Below are 15,203 nucleotides of genomic sequence, written 5' to 3'. Positions count from 1 at the left end.
GATCAGCTCCGTACTTCGCGGTCGCGCAGGCCCTTGGGGTCGATGACCTCGCGGATCAGCCGCAGCTCCTCGGCGGTCGGCTCCCGGGTGTACGGAACGTCGTCCGCGATCGCGAGCTCGAAGGCGGTGGCCTCCCGCACCTGGTCGACGGTGACCCCCGGGTGCAGGGAGGCCAGGCGCATGGAGTGGCCGGGGCCGGTGAAGTCGAAGACGCCGAGGTCGCTGACCACGCGGGGCAGGCGGTGGTAGCGGGCGGCCGAGGGGCCGGCCGCCTCGGCGCGGTCGTGGCCGACGCCGCTGACCATGTCGACGCGTTCGACGAAGACCCGGGTGGAGTGCTTCGGGATCCAGTAACTCACCGGGTTGTTGAGGGTGTTGACCGGCGCTCCGCGCACTCCGAGGAGCTGGCGGGTCGGCTGTGCCCAGTCGCCGATGCAGGAGATGTTCTGGTTGCCGTACCGGTCGATCTGGCTGGCGCCCATCATCACGTGCCGCTTGCCGCCGGTGACCATGGTCAGGTGGCGCCGGTACGGGAGCCAGCCCTCGGTCGAGCCGTCGAGGCCGATGAGCATGGCTTCGCCGTCGGTCAGCAGCAGGTCGGGGGAGAAGGTCCGCTTCGCGAGCCGGGCGCCGAAGGACGGGATCAGGCCCATCGGGCTGGCGAGCACCTCGCCGTTGGCGCGCCAGGCTTCGGCGCAGGCGATCACACAGTATTCCGAACGGCTGATCACTTCTGCTCCTCGTGCCAGGTCCGGACGGCGGACTGGTAGTCGTGCTCGCTCCCACCCGAGAGGAAGCGGTCGGCGAACTCGGGCCAGGGGGTGGTCGCGTAGAGCTTCTGGAAGGCCTCGTCGCGGTCGTAGTCGGGCACGCAGGAGGTGAAGTGCGCGCCGTTCGGGGTCTCGACGACCCCGGTGACGGAGTGGCGGCTGACGAGCAGGGACTGCGGGGGACCGGCCTTGGTGAGCTCGGCGGTCTCGACGAGCTGCTCGCAGGAGACGTAGGCGGCGTCGGCGGCCTCGCAGAAGAGGTCGTCGAAGTACGGGTCCGGGCCGAGGTACTGGGCGTTGCCGAGGCGGTCGGCGCGGTTGAGGTGGACCAGCGCGGCGTCCATGCGCAGGGCGGGGACGGCGACCAGCTCCTCGCCGTCGTCGTACGGGGAGGTGACGGTGCGCAGCTCCGGGTTGACCCGCATCACGTCGGAGCCGAGGCCGGCGCGGACGGGGAGGAAGGGCAGCCGGTTGGCGGCGGCGTGCAGGCCCCACATGAACATGGCCTCGTCGTACTCGGTGAGCGTGAAGGCGGCGCGCTCGCGGGCGGCCCGGAAGTGCGGCTCCAGCGGGATCGAGTCGAGGGTGGCGAAGGGGGCGACGAGCCGGCGGATGCGGCCCGCGGCGGCCAGCATGCCGACGTCGGGGCCGCCGTACGAGATCACGGTGAGATCGGTGATCTCGGAGCGGAGCAGTGCGCGCACCAGGGCCATGGGCTTGCGCCGCGAGCCCCAGCCGCCGATGCCGAGGGTCATCCCGCTGCGCAGCCGCCCGACCACCTCTTCGGGGGTCATGCTCTTGTCGGTCATGAACGCTCTTCCTTCCCGAAGGTGTCGCGGACCCGGTCGGCGACCCCGCTGAGGTTGGCCTCGAACGTGAAGCCCTGCTCGAAGCGGTAGCTGCGGCGCACGTCGACGGGGTCGATGCCGTTGATGGCGGCCTTGGCCAGCCGGATGAGGTAGCCGTCCTTCTTCGCGATCTCGGCGGCCAGCTCCAGGGCGGCGGAGCGCAGTCCGTCGCGCGGGACCACCTTCCAGACCGAGCCGTGCGCGTGCAGTTCGGCGGCGGTCGCGGTGCGGGACGTGTAGTAGAGCGCGCGCATCAGGTGCTGCGGGACGAGGCGGGCCAGGTGGGTGGCGGCGCCGAGGGCGCCGCGGTCCAGCTCGGGGAGCCCGAAGGTCGCGTCGTCGCTCGCCACGATCGCGTCGGCGTTGCCGACGAGGCCGATGCCGCCGCCGAGGCAGAAGCCGTTCACGGCCGCGACGACCGGCACCTCGCACTCGTACACGGCGGCGAAGGCCTCGTAGCAGCCCCGGTTGGCGCCGATGAGGGCGGAGTGCGCGGTGTCGCGCTGCATCTCCTTGATGTCGACCCCGGCGTTGAAGCCGCGACCCTCGGCGGCGAGGACGACGCAGCGGACCTCGGGGTCGCGGCCGGCTGCCCGCAGGGCGTCGGCGAGGTCGTACCAGCCCTGTACGGGGAGCGCGTTGACGGGCGGGAAGTCGACTGTGACCAGTGCGATGCCCTTGTCCGGGCTTGAGGTGGAGACACCCATGAGCGGATCAGCTACCTTTCCACCAAACATTTGTTAGGTGAGGAAGGTAGCAGCCTATGGAGCTCGACGGGAGGGTTGTCGTCGTCACCGGCGGGACCCGGGGCGTCGGCGCCGGGATCGCCCGGTCGTTCCTCGCGGCCGGCGCGGAGGTCGTCGTCTGCGCGCGGCGGCCACCGGAGGAACCGGTGGCGGAGGGCGGGCGGGGGGCCTCGTACATCCCGCTGGACCTGCGGAACCCGGCCGCCGTGGAGGACTTCTTCGGCGCGGTCGCGGGGCGGTACGGGCGGCTCGACTGCCTGGTCAACAACGCGGGCGGGACCCCGTACCGGCTGCTGGGGGAGGGAGGCGCGGAGCGGCACGCGCGGGTCGTCGAGCTGAACCTGGTGGTCCCGATGACGGCCTCGCTCGCGGCGTACCCGTGGCTGCGGGCCACGCGGGGCTCGGTGGTGATGGTCGGCAGCGTCAGCGGGACCCGGCCCTCGCCGGGAACGGCCGCCTACGGGGCGGCGAAGGCGGGCCTGGAGAACCTGGCCCGCTCGATGGCGGTGGAGTGGGCGCCCGAGGTACGCGTCAACTCCCTGGTCCTGGGCATGGTGCGGACCGAACTGGCGCACCTGCACTACGGGGACGAGGCCGGGATCGCGGCGGTCGGCGCGACCGTACCGCTGGGGCGGCTGGCGGAACCCTCCGACGTGGGGGAGGCGGCGGTGTTCCTGGCCTCCGGCCGGGCGGGGTACGTGAGCGGGGCGAGCCTGCTCGTGCACGGGGGCGGGGAGCGCCCGGCGTTTCTGGATGCGGCAACTGCGAACAAGGAGAAGTGAGATGGCGGGACTGTGCGAAGGCCGGGTCGTGATCGTGACGGGCGCGGGGCGGGGGCTGGGGCGGGCCCACTCGCTGGCCTTCGCGGCGGAGGGGGCGAAGGTCGTCGTCAACGACCTGGGGGTGGGACTGGACGGGCTGCCGGGGCCCGACTCCCCGGCGAGCCTGGTCGTCTCGGAGATCCGGGCGCTGGGCGGGGAGGCGGTGGCGCACGGCGGGGACATCGCCACGTCGGAGGGGGCGGCCTCGCTGGTGTCGTGCGCGCTGGACTCCTTCGGGCGGCTGGACACGCTGGTCAACAACGCGGGGTTCCTGCGGGACCGGATGCTCGTGAACCTGGAGGAGGACGACTGGGACGCGGTCATGCGGGTGCACCTGAAGGGGCACTTCCTGCCGCTGCGGGCGGCGGCCGCGTGGTGGCGGGCGGAGGCGAAGGCGGGGCGGCAGGTCGCGGCCCGGGTGGTCAACACCTCTTCGGGGGCGGGCCTGCTGGGCTCGGTCGGCCAGGGCAACTACAGTGCGGCGAAGGCCGGGATCCTGGGGCTGACGGCGGTCGCGGCGGCGGAGATGGGCCGGTACGGGGTCCAGGTCAACGCGATCGCGCCGGCGGCGCGGACCCGTATGACGGAGCGGACCTTCGCGGAGACGATGGCGGCGCCGGGGGCGGGGGAGTTCGACGCGATGGCCCCCGAGAACGTCTCCCCTCTGGTGGTGTGGCTGGGGTCGGACGCATCGGCCGGTGTCTCCGGACGGGTCTTCGAGGCGGAGGGCGGCCGCATCACGGTGATGCAGGGCTGGCGCCCCGGCCCCACCGCCGACCGGGGCGCCCGCTGGACCCCCGCCGAGGTGGGCGATGCGGCGGCCAAACTCCTCACCGCGACCGAGCCCCCGCTCCCGCCCTACGGCTCCAACTGACCCCCCGCCCCCGGGCGCGGGCTGCATCCCGCCCGGCCAGGCGCGACTCAGAGACTCCGCCCCGCACCCCGCTCCTCAATCGCCGGAGGGGCTGAAGGTGCCTGGCGCGGCCGGGTGCGTGCTGCTCAAAGATCGGGGCTCTGCCCCGGACCCCGCGCCTCAAGCGCCGGCGGGGCTGATTGGTCCCGGCGGGGCTGACTGGTCCCGGCGCGGCTGGAATGGCCGGCCGGGGCTGGGAGGTGCCCGGTGGTGTGGATGGTGTTCTCGGGGTCGGGCGGTTCGGCGCCGGGGTCGGGGACGGGGTGGGGTGTCGGCCGGGACTAAAACGAGATGAATTCGGCGCACGCTCCCGTCCGGCATAGCCGACCCGGAAAGGGCGCCGAACATCGAAGCCCGTCCCGGACGACACCCCACCCCCGCCCCGACCCCCGCGAAGCCCCTGCCAAGAGACGGGCCAAGCGCCCGGCCAGGGAACCGGCCCCGGCCCCCGCGAAGCCCCCGCCAAGGGATCGGCCGAGAGCCCGGCCAGGGAACCGGCCCCCGCGAAGCCCCCGTCATGGCCCGGCCCCACCCCGGCCCCGGCCCCCGCGAAGCCCCCGCCGAGAGACCGGCCGAGAGCCCGGCCAGGGAACCGGCCCCCGCCAAGCCCCCCGCCGACAGGCCGGCCGGGCCCTCGGCCAGGAAGCGGCCCCGTGCCGCGGAGCCCCCGCCAGGGGCCGGTCAGGGGTCAGGACTCCGACAGGCGGGCGGCCGCGCGGAGTTGGCGGGTGTTGGAGCCCCGGAGGAAGCGGATCACCGTTTCCAGTTCCTCCGTCGTGAATTCGGCGCACAGCTCCGCCACCTCGCGGGCCCAGTCGTCGAACACCGGGCTGAGGGCGTCCAGGCGGTCCGGGAGCGCCTCCACCAGCACCCGCCGCTTGTCCGTCGGGTGCTTGACCCGGCGGACGTACCCCTTCCGTTCCAGCCGGTCGATCAGGCCCGTCACCGACGCCGGTGCCAGCGCCGTGTGCTGCGACAGCTCCTTCGCCGTCAGCGGGCCCCGCCTCTGCAGCAGGTCCAGGGTCTTGGTCTCCGTCGCGCCGAGTCCCTGCTTCGCGGCCGCCGCCTCGTGGAACATCACCGTCGCCGCGCTCGTCTCCCGCCCGGTCCGGTTGAGCTCCTCCAGTACCGCCGCCCGCCGCGCCTCCGCCTCTTCGCTCATGGGGTCACCGTACCAAGAAGTTCGTTCGCCCGAACGAAAGAGTTGCGATCAGCCATGCCCCGTGCGAGTCTTTCGTTCGGACGAACGAAATAAATGCTCTGGAGGTTGTCATGAACGGCATGACCCCGACCCCGACCCCGACCCCGATCCCACATCCACGCCGCTGGGCCGCCGCCGTCGTCATGATGGTCGCCGCGCTCATGGACCTGCTCGACGTCACCATCGTCAACGTCGCCATCCCCTCCATAGGCCGCGACCTGCACGCCTCGGAGAGCGCCCTGCAGTGGCTCGTCTCCGCCTACCTCCTCGGCTTCGCCGCCACCCTCATCGTCTCCGGTCACCTCGGCGACCGGTACGGACGCAAGGCACTCTTCCTCGCCGGCACCGCCGGCTTCGGCCTCGCCGGCCTCGCCTGCGGCATCGCCCAGAGCCCCGGCCAGCTGATCGCCGCCCGCGCCGCGCAGGGCGTGACCGCCGCCCTGCTGATGCCCCAGGTGCTCGGCTCCTTCCGTACCCTCTTCCACGGCAAGGAGCGCGGCGCCGTCTTCGGGATGTACGGAGCCGTCGCCGGCTTCGCCTCCGCCGTCGGCCTGCTGCTCGGCGGCCTGCTCACCGACGCCGACCTCTTCGGCTGGGGCTGGCGCTCCGTCTTCCTCGTCAACGTGCCCGTCGCCCTCGCCACCCTCCTCGCCGGCGCCGTCCTGGTCCCCGCCACCCGCGAACGCGGCGCCGGCCGGCCCGACCTGCTCGGCAGCCTCGTCCTCGCCGCCGGGCTGATCGCCATCGTGCTCCCCCTCGTCCAGGGCGAGGCCAACGGCTGGCCGCTGTGGGGCTGGCTCTGCCTCGCCGCCGGCGTCCTCGCCGTCGCCGGCCTGGGCGTGCTCGAAGCCCGCCGCCGCACGGCCGCGACCGTACCCCTGCTGCCCGTCCGCGCGTTCCGGCTGCCCGCCTTCTCCGTCGGCCTCGCCGTCCAACTGCTCTTCGCCGTCGGCATGCAGGGCTTCTTCCTCGTCTTCGCGATCTGGCTCCAGGGCGGCGAGGGCTACACCCCGATGCAGGCCGGCCTGGTCACCGTCGCCTTCTCGGTCGGCGGCTTCCTCACCGCCCCGGCCGCGGACGCCCTCGCCGTCCGCTTCGGCCGCCTCGTCCTGGCCGCCGGCGCGCTCATGATGGCGGGCGGCTTCGCCGGGGTCTGGTACGCCGTCGCCCACTCCACCGCCGCGCACACCGGTGCCTGGCCGCTCGTCCCCGGCCTGCTCGTCGCCGGCGCCGGACTCGGCTTCCTCGTGGTGCCGCTGGTCAACGTGGTGCTCTCCGCCGTCCCCGCCGACATCGCCGGCGGCGCCTCCGGAATCTTCTCCACCGCCCAGCAGTTCGGCGGCGCCCTCGGCGCGGCCGTCATCGGCTCCGTCTTCTTCGGCGCCCTCGCCGACGGCGGCCCCACCCACGCCCTGACCACCGCCATGCCCTGGGTGAGCGCCGGGTTCCTGCTCAGCGCGGTGCTGTGCCTGCTGCTGCCCCGCACCGCCGTGGCCCCCGACCCGCGTCCGGAGGCCGAGCCCGTGGCCGCGTAGAACCTCGTGGCGCATACGCAAGAACCGGGCCGGGGCGGCGAACACCCCGGCCCGCGCCCTTTCCCGCTCAGCGGGAACACGGCCTCCCACCCGCCCCCGCCCCCCGCCTACCGTCTGCCGCACCACACACCACCGCAGCCGGGAGGACCCCATGCTGAACGACCGGCACCGGCGCGAAGCCGCCGGGCTGCTGAGGGCGGCGGAGCGGCGGCGGGCCCCCACGCGGCCGCTGACCGAGCTGTACGAGGGCATCGGCGCGCAGGACGCGTACGAGATCCAGCTCCTCGGCATCCGGGCGCGCTGCGCGGACGGCGCCGTCGTCACCGGCCACAAGGTCGGGCTCTCGTCCCCCGTCATGCAGGCCATGATGGGCGTCGACGAGCCCGACTACGGCCACCTCCTCGACACGATGGAACTCCGCGAGGACACCCCCGTCGCCGTCGCCGCGTACTGCGCGCCCCGCATCGAGGTCGAGGTCGGCTTCGTCCTCGGCGCCGACCTGCCGGGCGAGGGCTGCACCGAGGCCGACGTCCTCGCCGCCACCGCACGCGTCGTACCCGCCCTGGAACTCATCGACAGCCGGATCGCGGACTGGCGGATCTCCCTCGCCGACACCATCGCCGACAACGCCTCCTCCGCCGGCTACGTCATCGGGGAGGGCCGCGACCCGCGCGAGCTGGACCTCAAGTCGATCGAGGCCCGGCTGGAGAGCGGCGGCGAGACCCTGGCCACCGGCCGCTCCGACGCCGTCCTCGGCGACCCCGCCACCGCCGTCGCCTGGCTGGCCCGCACCGTCGCCCGCTTCGGCGTCCCCCTGCGCAAGGGCCACCTCGTGCTGCCCGGCTCGTGCACCCGAGCCGTGGACGTGTCCGCCGGGCGCACGTACACCGCCGAGTTCACCGGGCTCGGCCCGGTGTCCCTCTCCTTCTCCTGAGCGAGGTATCCGTGAGGAAAGCGACCGCCGCCATCGTCGGCTCCGGCAACATCGGCACCGACCTGCTCCACAAACTCCTGCGCTCCCCGTACATCGAGCCCCGCTGGATGATCGGTGTCGACCCCGACAGCGAGGGCCTCGCCCGGGCCCGCCGCCTCGGCCTGGAGGCCTCCCACGGGGGCGTCGACCGGCTGCTGGACCGCGATGAACTGCCCGACCTCGTCTTCGAGGCCACCTCGGCGTACGTGCACCGCGCCAACGCCCCCCGCTACGCGGCCCTCGGCATCAGGGCGATCGACCTGACCCCGGCCGCCGTCGGCCCGGCCGTCGTCCCGCCCGCGAACCTGACCGCCCACCTCGACCGGGCCAACGTCAACATGATCACCTGCGGCGGGCAGGCCACCATCCCCATGGTGTACGCCGTCTCCCGCGTGGTCCCCGTCGCCTACGCCGAGATCGTCGCCTCGGTCGCCTCCGTCTCGGCGGGCCCCGGCACCCGCGCCAACATCGACGAGTTCACCCGCACCACCGCGCGCGGCATCGAGGAGATCGGCGGCGCCGCACGCGGCAAGGCCGTCATCATCCTCAACCCCGCCGAGCCGCCCGTCATCATGCGCGACACCGTCTTCTGCGCGATCCCGGCCGACGCCGACCGCGAGGCCGTCGCCGCCTCCGTCAAACGGGTCGCCGAGGAGGTGGCGTCGTACGTACCCGGCTACCGGCTGCGCACCGAGCCGCAGTTCGACGACCCCTCCCCGCTGAACGGCGGGACGGCCCGCGTCGCGATCTTCCTGGAGGTGGAGGGCGCGGGCGACTACCTGCCCCCGTACGCCGGGAACCTCGACATCATGACCGCCGCCGCCACCAAGGTCGGCGAGGAGTTCGCGAAGGGACTCACCGCGTGAGCGCGCAGCCGAAGACCTACTCCGACCGCCTCGACATCCGCATCACCGACTCCTCGCTGCGCGACGGCTCGCACGCCAAGCGCCACCGGTTCACGGGCGAGGACGTACGGTCCGTGGTCGCCGCCCTCGACGCCGCCGGCGTCCCCGTCATCGAGGTCACCCACGGGGACGGGCTCGGTGGCTCCTCCTTCAACTACGGCTTCTCCCTGACCCCCGAGCAGGAACTCATCAAGATCGCCGCCGAGACGGCGCGGAACGCGAAGATCGCCTTCCTGATGCTGCCCGGCCTGGGCGTCAAGGACGACATCCGCGCCGCCCACGCGGGCGGCGGCGCGATCTGCCGGATCGCCACGCACTGCACCGAGGCCGACATCTCCGTCCAGCACTTCGGGCTCGCCCGCGAGATGGGCCTGGAGACCGTCGGCTTCCTGATGATGGCCCACTCCACCACCCCCGAGAACCTCGCCCGTCAGGCCAGGATCATGGCCGACGCCGGCTGCCAGTGCGTGTACGTCGTCGACTCCGCCGGCGCGATGGTCATGGACGAGGTCACCGACCGGGTGGCGGCGCTGGTCGCCGAGCTCGGCGACGACGCCCAGGTCGGCTTCCACGGCCACGAGAACCTCGGCCTGGGCGTGGGAAATTCGGTCGCCGCCGTACGGGCCGGGGCGCTCCAGATCGACGGCTCCACCCGCCGCCTCGGCGCGGGCGCCGGCAACACGCCCGTCGAGGCCTTCGCCGCCGTCTGCCAGAAGATGGGCCTGCGCACCGGCATCGACGTCCTGAAGATCATCGACGCGGCGGAGGACGTGGTCCGGCCCGTCATGGACGAGGAGTGCCGACTCGACCGCATGGCCCTGCTCATGGGCCACGCCGGGGTCTACTCCAGCTTCCTCAAGCACGCCTACCGGCAGGCCGAGCGCTACGGGGTCTCCGGCGCCAAGATCCTGCTCCGCGCGGGCGAACGCCGCCTGGTCGGCGGCCAGGAGGACCAACTGATCGACATCGCCCTGGAACTCGCCGCCGAGCGCTAGACCGCCCCGCCCGGGTCTCGTGCCCGCACCCGCCCGGTCAGCGCGGGCAAACCCAGCCTCGCCGGCGTTTGAGGCGCGGGGCACGGGGCGGAGCCCCGATCTTTGAGCCGCACCCGCCCAGTCAGGGCGCCAAATCCAGCCCCGCCGGCGTTTGAGGCGCGGGGGCTGGGGCGGAGCCCCAGGACACGGTGCCGCGCCCGACCGCGCACCGAAGCACACCACAACGAAGTGGAGGGCCACCCATGGCCGAACCGACCGCAGCCGACGAAGCCCCCCGCACCATCGAGGCGGCCGCAGTGCCAACCCGCTTCGCCCGCGGCTGGCACTGCCTCGGACTCGCCGCCCCCTTCCGGGACGGAACCCCGCACGAGATCGAAGCCTTCGGCACCCGTCTCGTCGTCTTCCAGAGCCAGGACACCGGCGCACTGCACGTCCTGAACGCCTACTGCCCCCACATGGGCGGCAACCTCGCCCACGGCACCGTCAAGGGCGACACCCTCGCCTGCCCCTTCCACGACTGGCGCTGGTCCGGCAACGGCCGCTGCGCCGCCATCCCCTACGCCCGCCGCGTCCCGCCCCGCGCCCGCACCCGCGCCTGGACCACCCTGGAGCGCAACGGCCAGCTCTACGTCTGGCACGACCCCGAGGGCAACCCGCCCCCGGCCGACGTCACCATCCCCGAGATCGAGGGCGCCGGCAGCCCCGAATGGAGCGACTGGAGCTGGAACTTCCTGCGCGTCGAGAACTCCAACTGCCGCGAGATCGTCGACAACGTCGTCGACATGGCGCACTTCTACTACGTGCACTACGCCTTCCCGCACTACTTCAAGAACGTCTTCGACGGCCACGTCGCCACCCAGTACATGGAGTCCACCCCGCGCGGCGACGTCGACCTCGGCACCCTCTCCACCGGCGGCGGCCTGCGCTCCGACGCCTCTTACCACGGCCCCTCCTACATGATCGACAAGCTGTGGAGCGACGTCGGCGGCGGAGTCGAGCTGGAATCCGTCCTGATCAACTGCCATTACCCGATCGACGAGAACAGCTTCATGCTCATGTACGGGGCCATCGTCAAGAAGCTCCCCGGCATGACCGACGCCCAGGCCGCCGACGCCGCCCGCCTCACCTCCGAGGGCCTCGCCGTCGGCTTCGAGCAGGACGTCGAGATCTGGCGGAACAAGACCCGCATCGACAACCCCCTCCTCACCGAAGAGGACGGCCCCGTCTACCAGCTGCGCCGCTGGTACGAGCAGTTCTACGTGGACGCCGCCGACGTCAAGGACGAGATGGTCCGCCGCTTCGAGTTCGAGATCGACACCACCCGCGCCACCGCCGCCTGGAAGGCCGAGGTCGCCGAGAACCTCGCCCGCCGCGCGGCCGGGGGCGCCTGATGCGCCCCGTCACCTGCGCGGAGTGCGGCACCGGCGTGCTGTGCGAGAAGTTCAGCCCCGCGCACACCCAGGTCCAGTGGACCGGCGAGGCCGCCGCGCTCTGCCCGCGCATCGCCGCCGAGGTGGCGGCCGGCAGGCCCAGCGCCCGCGTCCGCACCTGCCCGGAACTGCGCGCGAGCATCGAGGCCGCCGTCCGGGAGGGCCGCCTGGAGGTGCCCACCGATGTCTGACCTCCCCTCCTTTACGTCGGCCCCTGCGGCGGCGGTCCCGCAGGCGGCCCCCGCTCCGCCCCGAGGCGGAGCCACCGGCACGCTGCGGGTGCGCGTCCGCCGGCGCGTGCAGGAGACCCCGGAGGCCGTCTCCCTCGTCCTGGACCCGGAACTCCCCTACTCACCCGGGCAGTTCCTCACCGTCCGGATCCCGGGCGGCGCCGCCCGCTGCTACTCCCTGGCCAGCTCCCCGCACACCGGCGAGCCCATGCGGATCACCGCCAAACGGGTACCCGGCGGGCGCGGCTCCGGCTGGATCTGCGACACGGTGGCCCCGGGCGACGAACTGGAGGTCCTGCCGCCCGCGGGCACCTTCACCCCCGGCCCCGGCGGCCTCGACCGGGACCTCCTCCTGGTCGCGGGCGGCAGCGGGATCACCCCCGTGCTCTCCCTCGCCAAGTCGGCGCTGGCGGCGGGCCGGGGGAGCGTCGCCCTGCTGTACGCCAACCGCGACCCCGAGTCGGTGATCTTCCGGGACGAGCTGTGGGGGCTGGCCGAGGCGCATCCGGGCCGGCTGACCGTCACCCACTGGCTGGAGACCCTCCAGGGGCTGCCGACCGCCGTGCAACTCGGCGCGCACCTGGCCCCGTACGCCGGCCGCGACGCCTACCTGTGCGGGCCCGGCCCGCTGATGGACGCCGCCGAGAGCGCGCTCCGCTCGGTCGGGGCCGCGCCGCGCCGGATCCACCGCGAGCGGTACTTCTCGCTGAGCGCGGACGTCTTCGCGGCGCCCCCGCCCCCGGCCCCCGCGAGGGGCGGGACCACCGCCGAGGTGGAACTCGACGGAGAACGCCACACCGTGCCCTGGCCCCAGGGGACCCCTCTGCTCGACGCGCTGCTCGCGGCCGGCGTCGCGGCCCCGTACTCCTGCCGGGAGGGGGCCTGCAGCGCCTGCTGCTGCCGGGTCGTGGCGGGCGAGGTCACGATGGCCCGCAACGAGGTCCTGGACCGGGAGGACCTGGCCGAGGGCTACGTCCTGGCCTGCCAGGCGCTCCCGCTCGGCCGTGACCCCGTGCGGATCACCTACGACTAGAACCGCGGGCGGCAGGGAAGGGCTTGGGCATGCCTGCCGTTGTCACTCTTGCCGTCGTCGGCGCGGGGAACCGGGGCACCGGCTACGCGCGCTGGGTCCTGGCCCACCCGCAGCGGGCCAGGGTCGTCGCCGTCGCCGAACCGCGCACGGTCCGGCGGGAGCGGCTGGCGGCCGCCCACGGCATCGAGCCCGGGTCGGCGGTGGGCGACTGGCGGGAGCTGGCCGCCCGCGGGCGGATCGCGGACGCGGTGCTGATCTGCACCCTGGACCGTGACCACCTGGAGCCGGTGCTGGCGTTCGCCGCACTGGGCTGCCACATCCTGCTGGAGAAGCCGATGGCGCTGACGGAGGACGAGTGCCGGCGCATCGTGGACGCGGTGGAGCGGGCCGGGGTGACCCTCTCGGTCGGCCACGTCCTGCGCTACACCCCCTACACGCGGGCGCTGAAGGCCGTCGTCGACTCCGGACGGCTCGGGGAGGTCGTCAGCGTCCAGCACCTGGAGCCGGTCGGCTTCTGGCACCAGGCCCACTCGTTCGTACGGGGCAACTGGCGCCGCGAGGACGAGGCGACGACCATGCTGATGGCCAAGTCCTGCCACGACCTGGACTGGCTCCAGTACGTGCTCGGCGGGCCGCCCGTCCGCGTCTCCAGCTTCGGCCGCCTCTCCCACTTCAGGCCCGGCAACAGGCCCGCCGGCGCGGCGGACCGCTGCCTGGACTGCGCCGTGGAGAGCGCCTGCCCGTACTCCGCCACGCGCGAGTACGGCGACCGGCTGGCCCGCGGCGAGCACACCTGGCCGCTGAACGTGCTCGTCGACGAGTTCACGCCGGAGGCACTGGAGAGCGCGCTGCGGGAGGGACCGTACGGGCGGTGCGTGTACGCCTGCGACAACGACGTGGTCGACCACCAGGTGGTGGCCATGGAGTTCGACTCCGGAGCCACGGCCACCTTCACGATGACCGCCTTCACCGAGCAGGCGGACCGCCAGACCCGCATCTTCGGGACCCGCGGCGAGCTGCGGGGCGACGGGAAGAGCCTGCGCGTCTACGACTTCCTGACGCGGACCGAGGAGGCCGTCGCCGCCGGCGGGGGAGGGCCGATGGACGCCGCCGGGGGCCACGGCGGCGGCGACGCCGGCCTCATGGACGCCTTCGTCTCCGCCGTCGCCACCGGCAACCCGGGGCTGGTGAAGTCCGGCCCGCGGGAATCCCTCACCAGCCACCTCACCGTGCCGGCTGCCGAACGGGCCCGCCGCTACGGCACCGTGGAACCCGTGGGACTCCCGGACTAGGGAGCCAGGCGCTGCGCCAGTTCCCCGGCATCGGCCAGGAACCAGGTCTGCCGCCCCCGGTTGCACTCGCGGACGAAGTCCCGCAGCGCCGAACTGGCCTCGGTGTGCCGGGAGATGTCGCCGAGGACCACCATGCCCATGCGGTACTGGGCGAACTTCTGGACGATCTCGCCCGCGACGCGGGTGCGCAGCCGGAAGAAGTCGTCGCCGAACCGCTCGGCGGGGATGACGACCCACTGGGCACCCTGGTACGAGGCATTGCCGATGAAGTCCAGCGCGTCGGCCACCGCGGCGATGGGCTCGCCCTCGGCGGCGCACATCAGGACGGGGATGTCGTGGATGGTCTGCAGGCTGCTCATGGGCTCCAACGTAACGGGCCCGGCCCCCTGGCGAGGGGTCGGGTCCGTGAGGTATCAGTACCCGCTACATCCACTCGCTGAACCGCAGCCAGCCCATCATGTTGTCCATCGCCTGTGCGGACACCGCCGGTTGCAGCTCCCGCGCCGGGTCGGCGGCCGGGCTCCCGGCGCGCCCCGGCCCGTACAGCTCGCGCCACACGGCCCGCGCGCACGCCGCGACCACCGGTCCCAGCCGGGCCAGTTCGCGCTCGCCCCGGCAGGAGGAGACCGAGACGGCGGCGATGGCCCGGCCCGCGCCCCGCAGCGGCGCCGCCACGCAGGAGATGCCGCGGAAGCTCTCCTCCCGGTCGTAGGCCACCCCGCGCTCGCGGGTCGCCGCCAGCTCCGAGCGCAGCGCGAGCGGCCGGATCAGCGTGCGGGCCGTACGCGGCCGCAGCCCCTGGGCCAGTACGTGCTCCACCGCCGCCGGATCGCTGAAGGCGAGGACCGCCTTGCCGGCGGCCGTGCAGTACGCGGGCATCCGCCCGCCCACCCGGGAGGGCACGGCCGTGGCCTCCGAGCCGCCGATCCGCTCCAGGCAGACCACCTCCGCCCCGTCCAGCACGGAGAGGTGCACCAGCCGGCCCGTCTGCTCGTGCAGTGCGTGCAGGAGGGGGAGGGCGGCCCGGCGCAGCCGGTTGTGGTGGGAGGCCAGCGCGCCCAGCTCCAGCATCCGCATGCCCATCCGGTAGTCCCGGCCCTCGCGGTCCAGCCAGCGCAGCTGCACCAGCTGGTCGAGGATCCGGTGGGCGGAGGAGCGCGGGATTCCGGAGCGGCGTACGACCTCGGTGAGCGAGAGCCGCGGCTGCGGACCCTCGAAGGCGCCCAGCACCCGCGCGGCCTTCTCCAGCAGCGACAGCGGTGCGAGCTCGGACTCCATGACCTGGTCAAGCACGAGGAACCCCCTGCGTGAGGCGTTGGGGCGACCCTGCCACGGGCCCCCGGGCGGAGGGAAGAACCGGGACCCATGTATTTCATTCAGTAATACTTCGGGTAGCCAGGTGCGGCCCCGGGACCGGCTTCCCACTCAGCGGGAACCGCCCGTTCCACGCCCCCGACCCCCGGGCGTACGGTCACCGCACCTCGAAGCCGCCGACCCTGAGAAAGGGACAC

Annotated in this window: 16 protein-coding genes; 10 read left to right on the top strand and 6 right to left on the bottom strand. The window is 73.5% G+C overall.

What is annotated here, in order from left to right; genetic code table 11:
• Positions 1–2: 2 nt before the first annotated feature.
• The 3 genes from ACGFYU_RS16965 to ACGFYU_RS16955 are packed head-to-tail and all read right to left on the bottom strand — an operon-like array spanning position 3 to position 2,325.
• Positions 3–731 carry a CoA-transferase subunit beta gene (locus ACGFYU_RS16965; protein WP_393828071.1) on the bottom strand — a complete coding sequence of 243 codons (729 nt, stop codon included), beginning with the start codon at positions 729–731 and terminating at the stop codon, positions 3–5.
• Entirely contained in the window at positions 728–1,579 is an 852-nt protein-coding gene (locus tag ACGFYU_RS16960) for a CoA transferase subunit A (RefSeq protein ID WP_393828070.1), read from the bottom strand. The genes ACGFYU_RS16965 and ACGFYU_RS16960 overlap by 4 nt, the downstream gene beginning before the upstream one ends.
• The gene (locus ACGFYU_RS16955) at positions 1,576–2,325 is read right to left on the bottom strand and encodes an enoyl-CoA hydratase family protein (protein ID WP_393828069.1); all 750 of its coding nucleotides are present in this window, start codon (positions 2,323–2,325) and stop codon (positions 1,576–1,578) included. Before ACGFYU_RS16955 ends, ACGFYU_RS16960 begins: the two co-directional genes overlap by 4 nt.
• A gap of 56 nt (positions 2,326–2,381) precedes the next feature.
• Between ACGFYU_RS16955 and ACGFYU_RS16950 the strand changes: the two genes are divergently transcribed.
• Positions 2,382–3,146 (top strand): SDR family oxidoreductase, encoded by a 765-nt coding sequence (locus ACGFYU_RS16950; protein WP_393828068.1) that lies wholly within the window; start codon positions 2,382–2,384, stop codon positions 3,144–3,146.
• 1 nt (position 3,147) lies between these two features.
• Entirely contained in the window at positions 3,148–4,059 is a 912-nt protein-coding gene (locus ACGFYU_RS16945) for an SDR family oxidoreductase (protein ID WP_393828067.1), read from the top strand.
• Between the two features lie 727 nt (positions 4,060–4,786).
• Here the strand turns inward: ACGFYU_RS16945 and ACGFYU_RS16940 are convergent.
• Positions 4,787–5,260 (bottom strand): MarR family winged helix-turn-helix transcriptional regulator, encoded by a 474-nt coding sequence (locus ACGFYU_RS16940; protein WP_393828066.1) that lies wholly within the window; start codon positions 5,258–5,260, stop codon positions 4,787–4,789.
• A gap of 110 nt (positions 5,261–5,370) precedes the next feature.
• Here ACGFYU_RS16940 and ACGFYU_RS16935 point away from each other — a divergent pair, with 110 nt between their 5' ends.
• The 8 genes from ACGFYU_RS16935 to ACGFYU_RS16900 all read left to right on the top strand — a co-directional run bounded on the left by ACGFYU_RS16935 (position 5,371) and on the right by ACGFYU_RS16900 (position 13,692).
• Positions 5,371–6,834: an MFS transporter gene (locus tag ACGFYU_RS16935; RefSeq protein WP_393828065.1), complete on the top strand. Its 1,464-nt coding sequence runs from the start codon at positions 5,371–5,373 to the stop codon at positions 6,832–6,834.
• Between the two features lie 151 nt (positions 6,835–6,985).
• Positions 6,986–7,768 (top strand): 2-keto-4-pentenoate hydratase, encoded by a 783-nt coding sequence (locus ACGFYU_RS16930; protein WP_393828064.1) that lies wholly within the window; start codon positions 6,986–6,988, stop codon positions 7,766–7,768.
• An 11-nt stretch (positions 7,769–7,779) separates the two neighbouring features.
• A complete protein-coding gene (locus ACGFYU_RS16925) occupies positions 7,780–8,673 on the top strand; it encodes an acetaldehyde dehydrogenase (acetylating) (RefSeq protein ID WP_393828063.1) in 894 nt (297 codons plus the stop codon).
• Positions 8,670–9,707, top strand: a complete 1,038-nt coding sequence (gene dmpG, locus ACGFYU_RS16920; protein ID WP_393828062.1) for a 4-hydroxy-2-oxovalerate aldolase — start codon at positions 8,670–8,672, stop codon at positions 9,705–9,707. The genes ACGFYU_RS16925 and dmpG overlap by 4 nt, the downstream gene beginning before the upstream one ends.
• Before the next feature lie 242 nt (positions 9,708–9,949).
• On the top strand, positions 9,950–11,098 hold the full coding sequence (locus ACGFYU_RS16915) for a Rieske 2Fe-2S domain-containing protein (protein WP_393828061.1): 1,149 nt from the start codon (positions 9,950–9,952) through the stop codon (positions 11,096–11,098).
• The gene (locus ACGFYU_RS16910; RefSeq protein ID WP_393828060.1) at positions 11,098–11,328 is read left to right on the top strand and encodes a hypothetical protein; all 231 of its coding nucleotides are present in this window, start codon (positions 11,098–11,100) and stop codon (positions 11,326–11,328) included. Before ACGFYU_RS16915 ends, ACGFYU_RS16910 begins: the two co-directional genes overlap by 1 nt.
• A complete protein-coding gene (locus ACGFYU_RS16905; RefSeq protein WP_393828059.1) occupies positions 11,321–12,400 on the top strand; it encodes a 2Fe-2S iron-sulfur cluster-binding protein in 1,080 nt (359 codons plus the stop codon). The genes ACGFYU_RS16910 and ACGFYU_RS16905 overlap by 8 nt, the downstream gene beginning before the upstream one ends.
• A gap of 29 nt (positions 12,401–12,429) precedes the next feature.
• The gene (locus tag ACGFYU_RS16900) at positions 12,430–13,692 is read left to right on the top strand and encodes a Gfo/Idh/MocA family protein (RefSeq protein WP_393828058.1); all 1,263 of its coding nucleotides are present in this window, start codon (positions 12,430–12,432) and stop codon (positions 13,690–13,692) included.
• Here the strand turns inward: ACGFYU_RS16900 and ACGFYU_RS16895 are convergent.
• Both ACGFYU_RS16895 and ACGFYU_RS16890 read right to left on the bottom strand, forming a co-directional pair.
• Complete coding sequence (locus tag ACGFYU_RS16895; protein WP_393828057.1) at positions 13,689–14,051, bottom strand: DUF4180 domain-containing protein; 363 nt, start codon at positions 14,049–14,051, stop codon at positions 13,689–13,691. The genes ACGFYU_RS16900 and ACGFYU_RS16895 overlap by 4 nt on opposite strands.
• Positions 14,052–14,115: 64 nt before the next feature.
• Complete coding sequence (locus ACGFYU_RS16890) at positions 14,116–14,985, bottom strand: IclR family transcriptional regulator (RefSeq protein WP_393828056.1); 870 nt, start codon at positions 14,983–14,985, stop codon at positions 14,116–14,118.
• Positions 14,986–15,203 lie beyond the last annotated feature (218 nt).

Source organism: Streptomyces sp. NPDC048337, from assembly GCF_043201175.1.
Lineage (GTDB): Bacteria > Actinomycetota > Actinomycetes > Streptomycetales > Streptomycetaceae > Streptomyces.
This window is presented reverse-complemented; position numbering and strand designations above follow the sequence as displayed.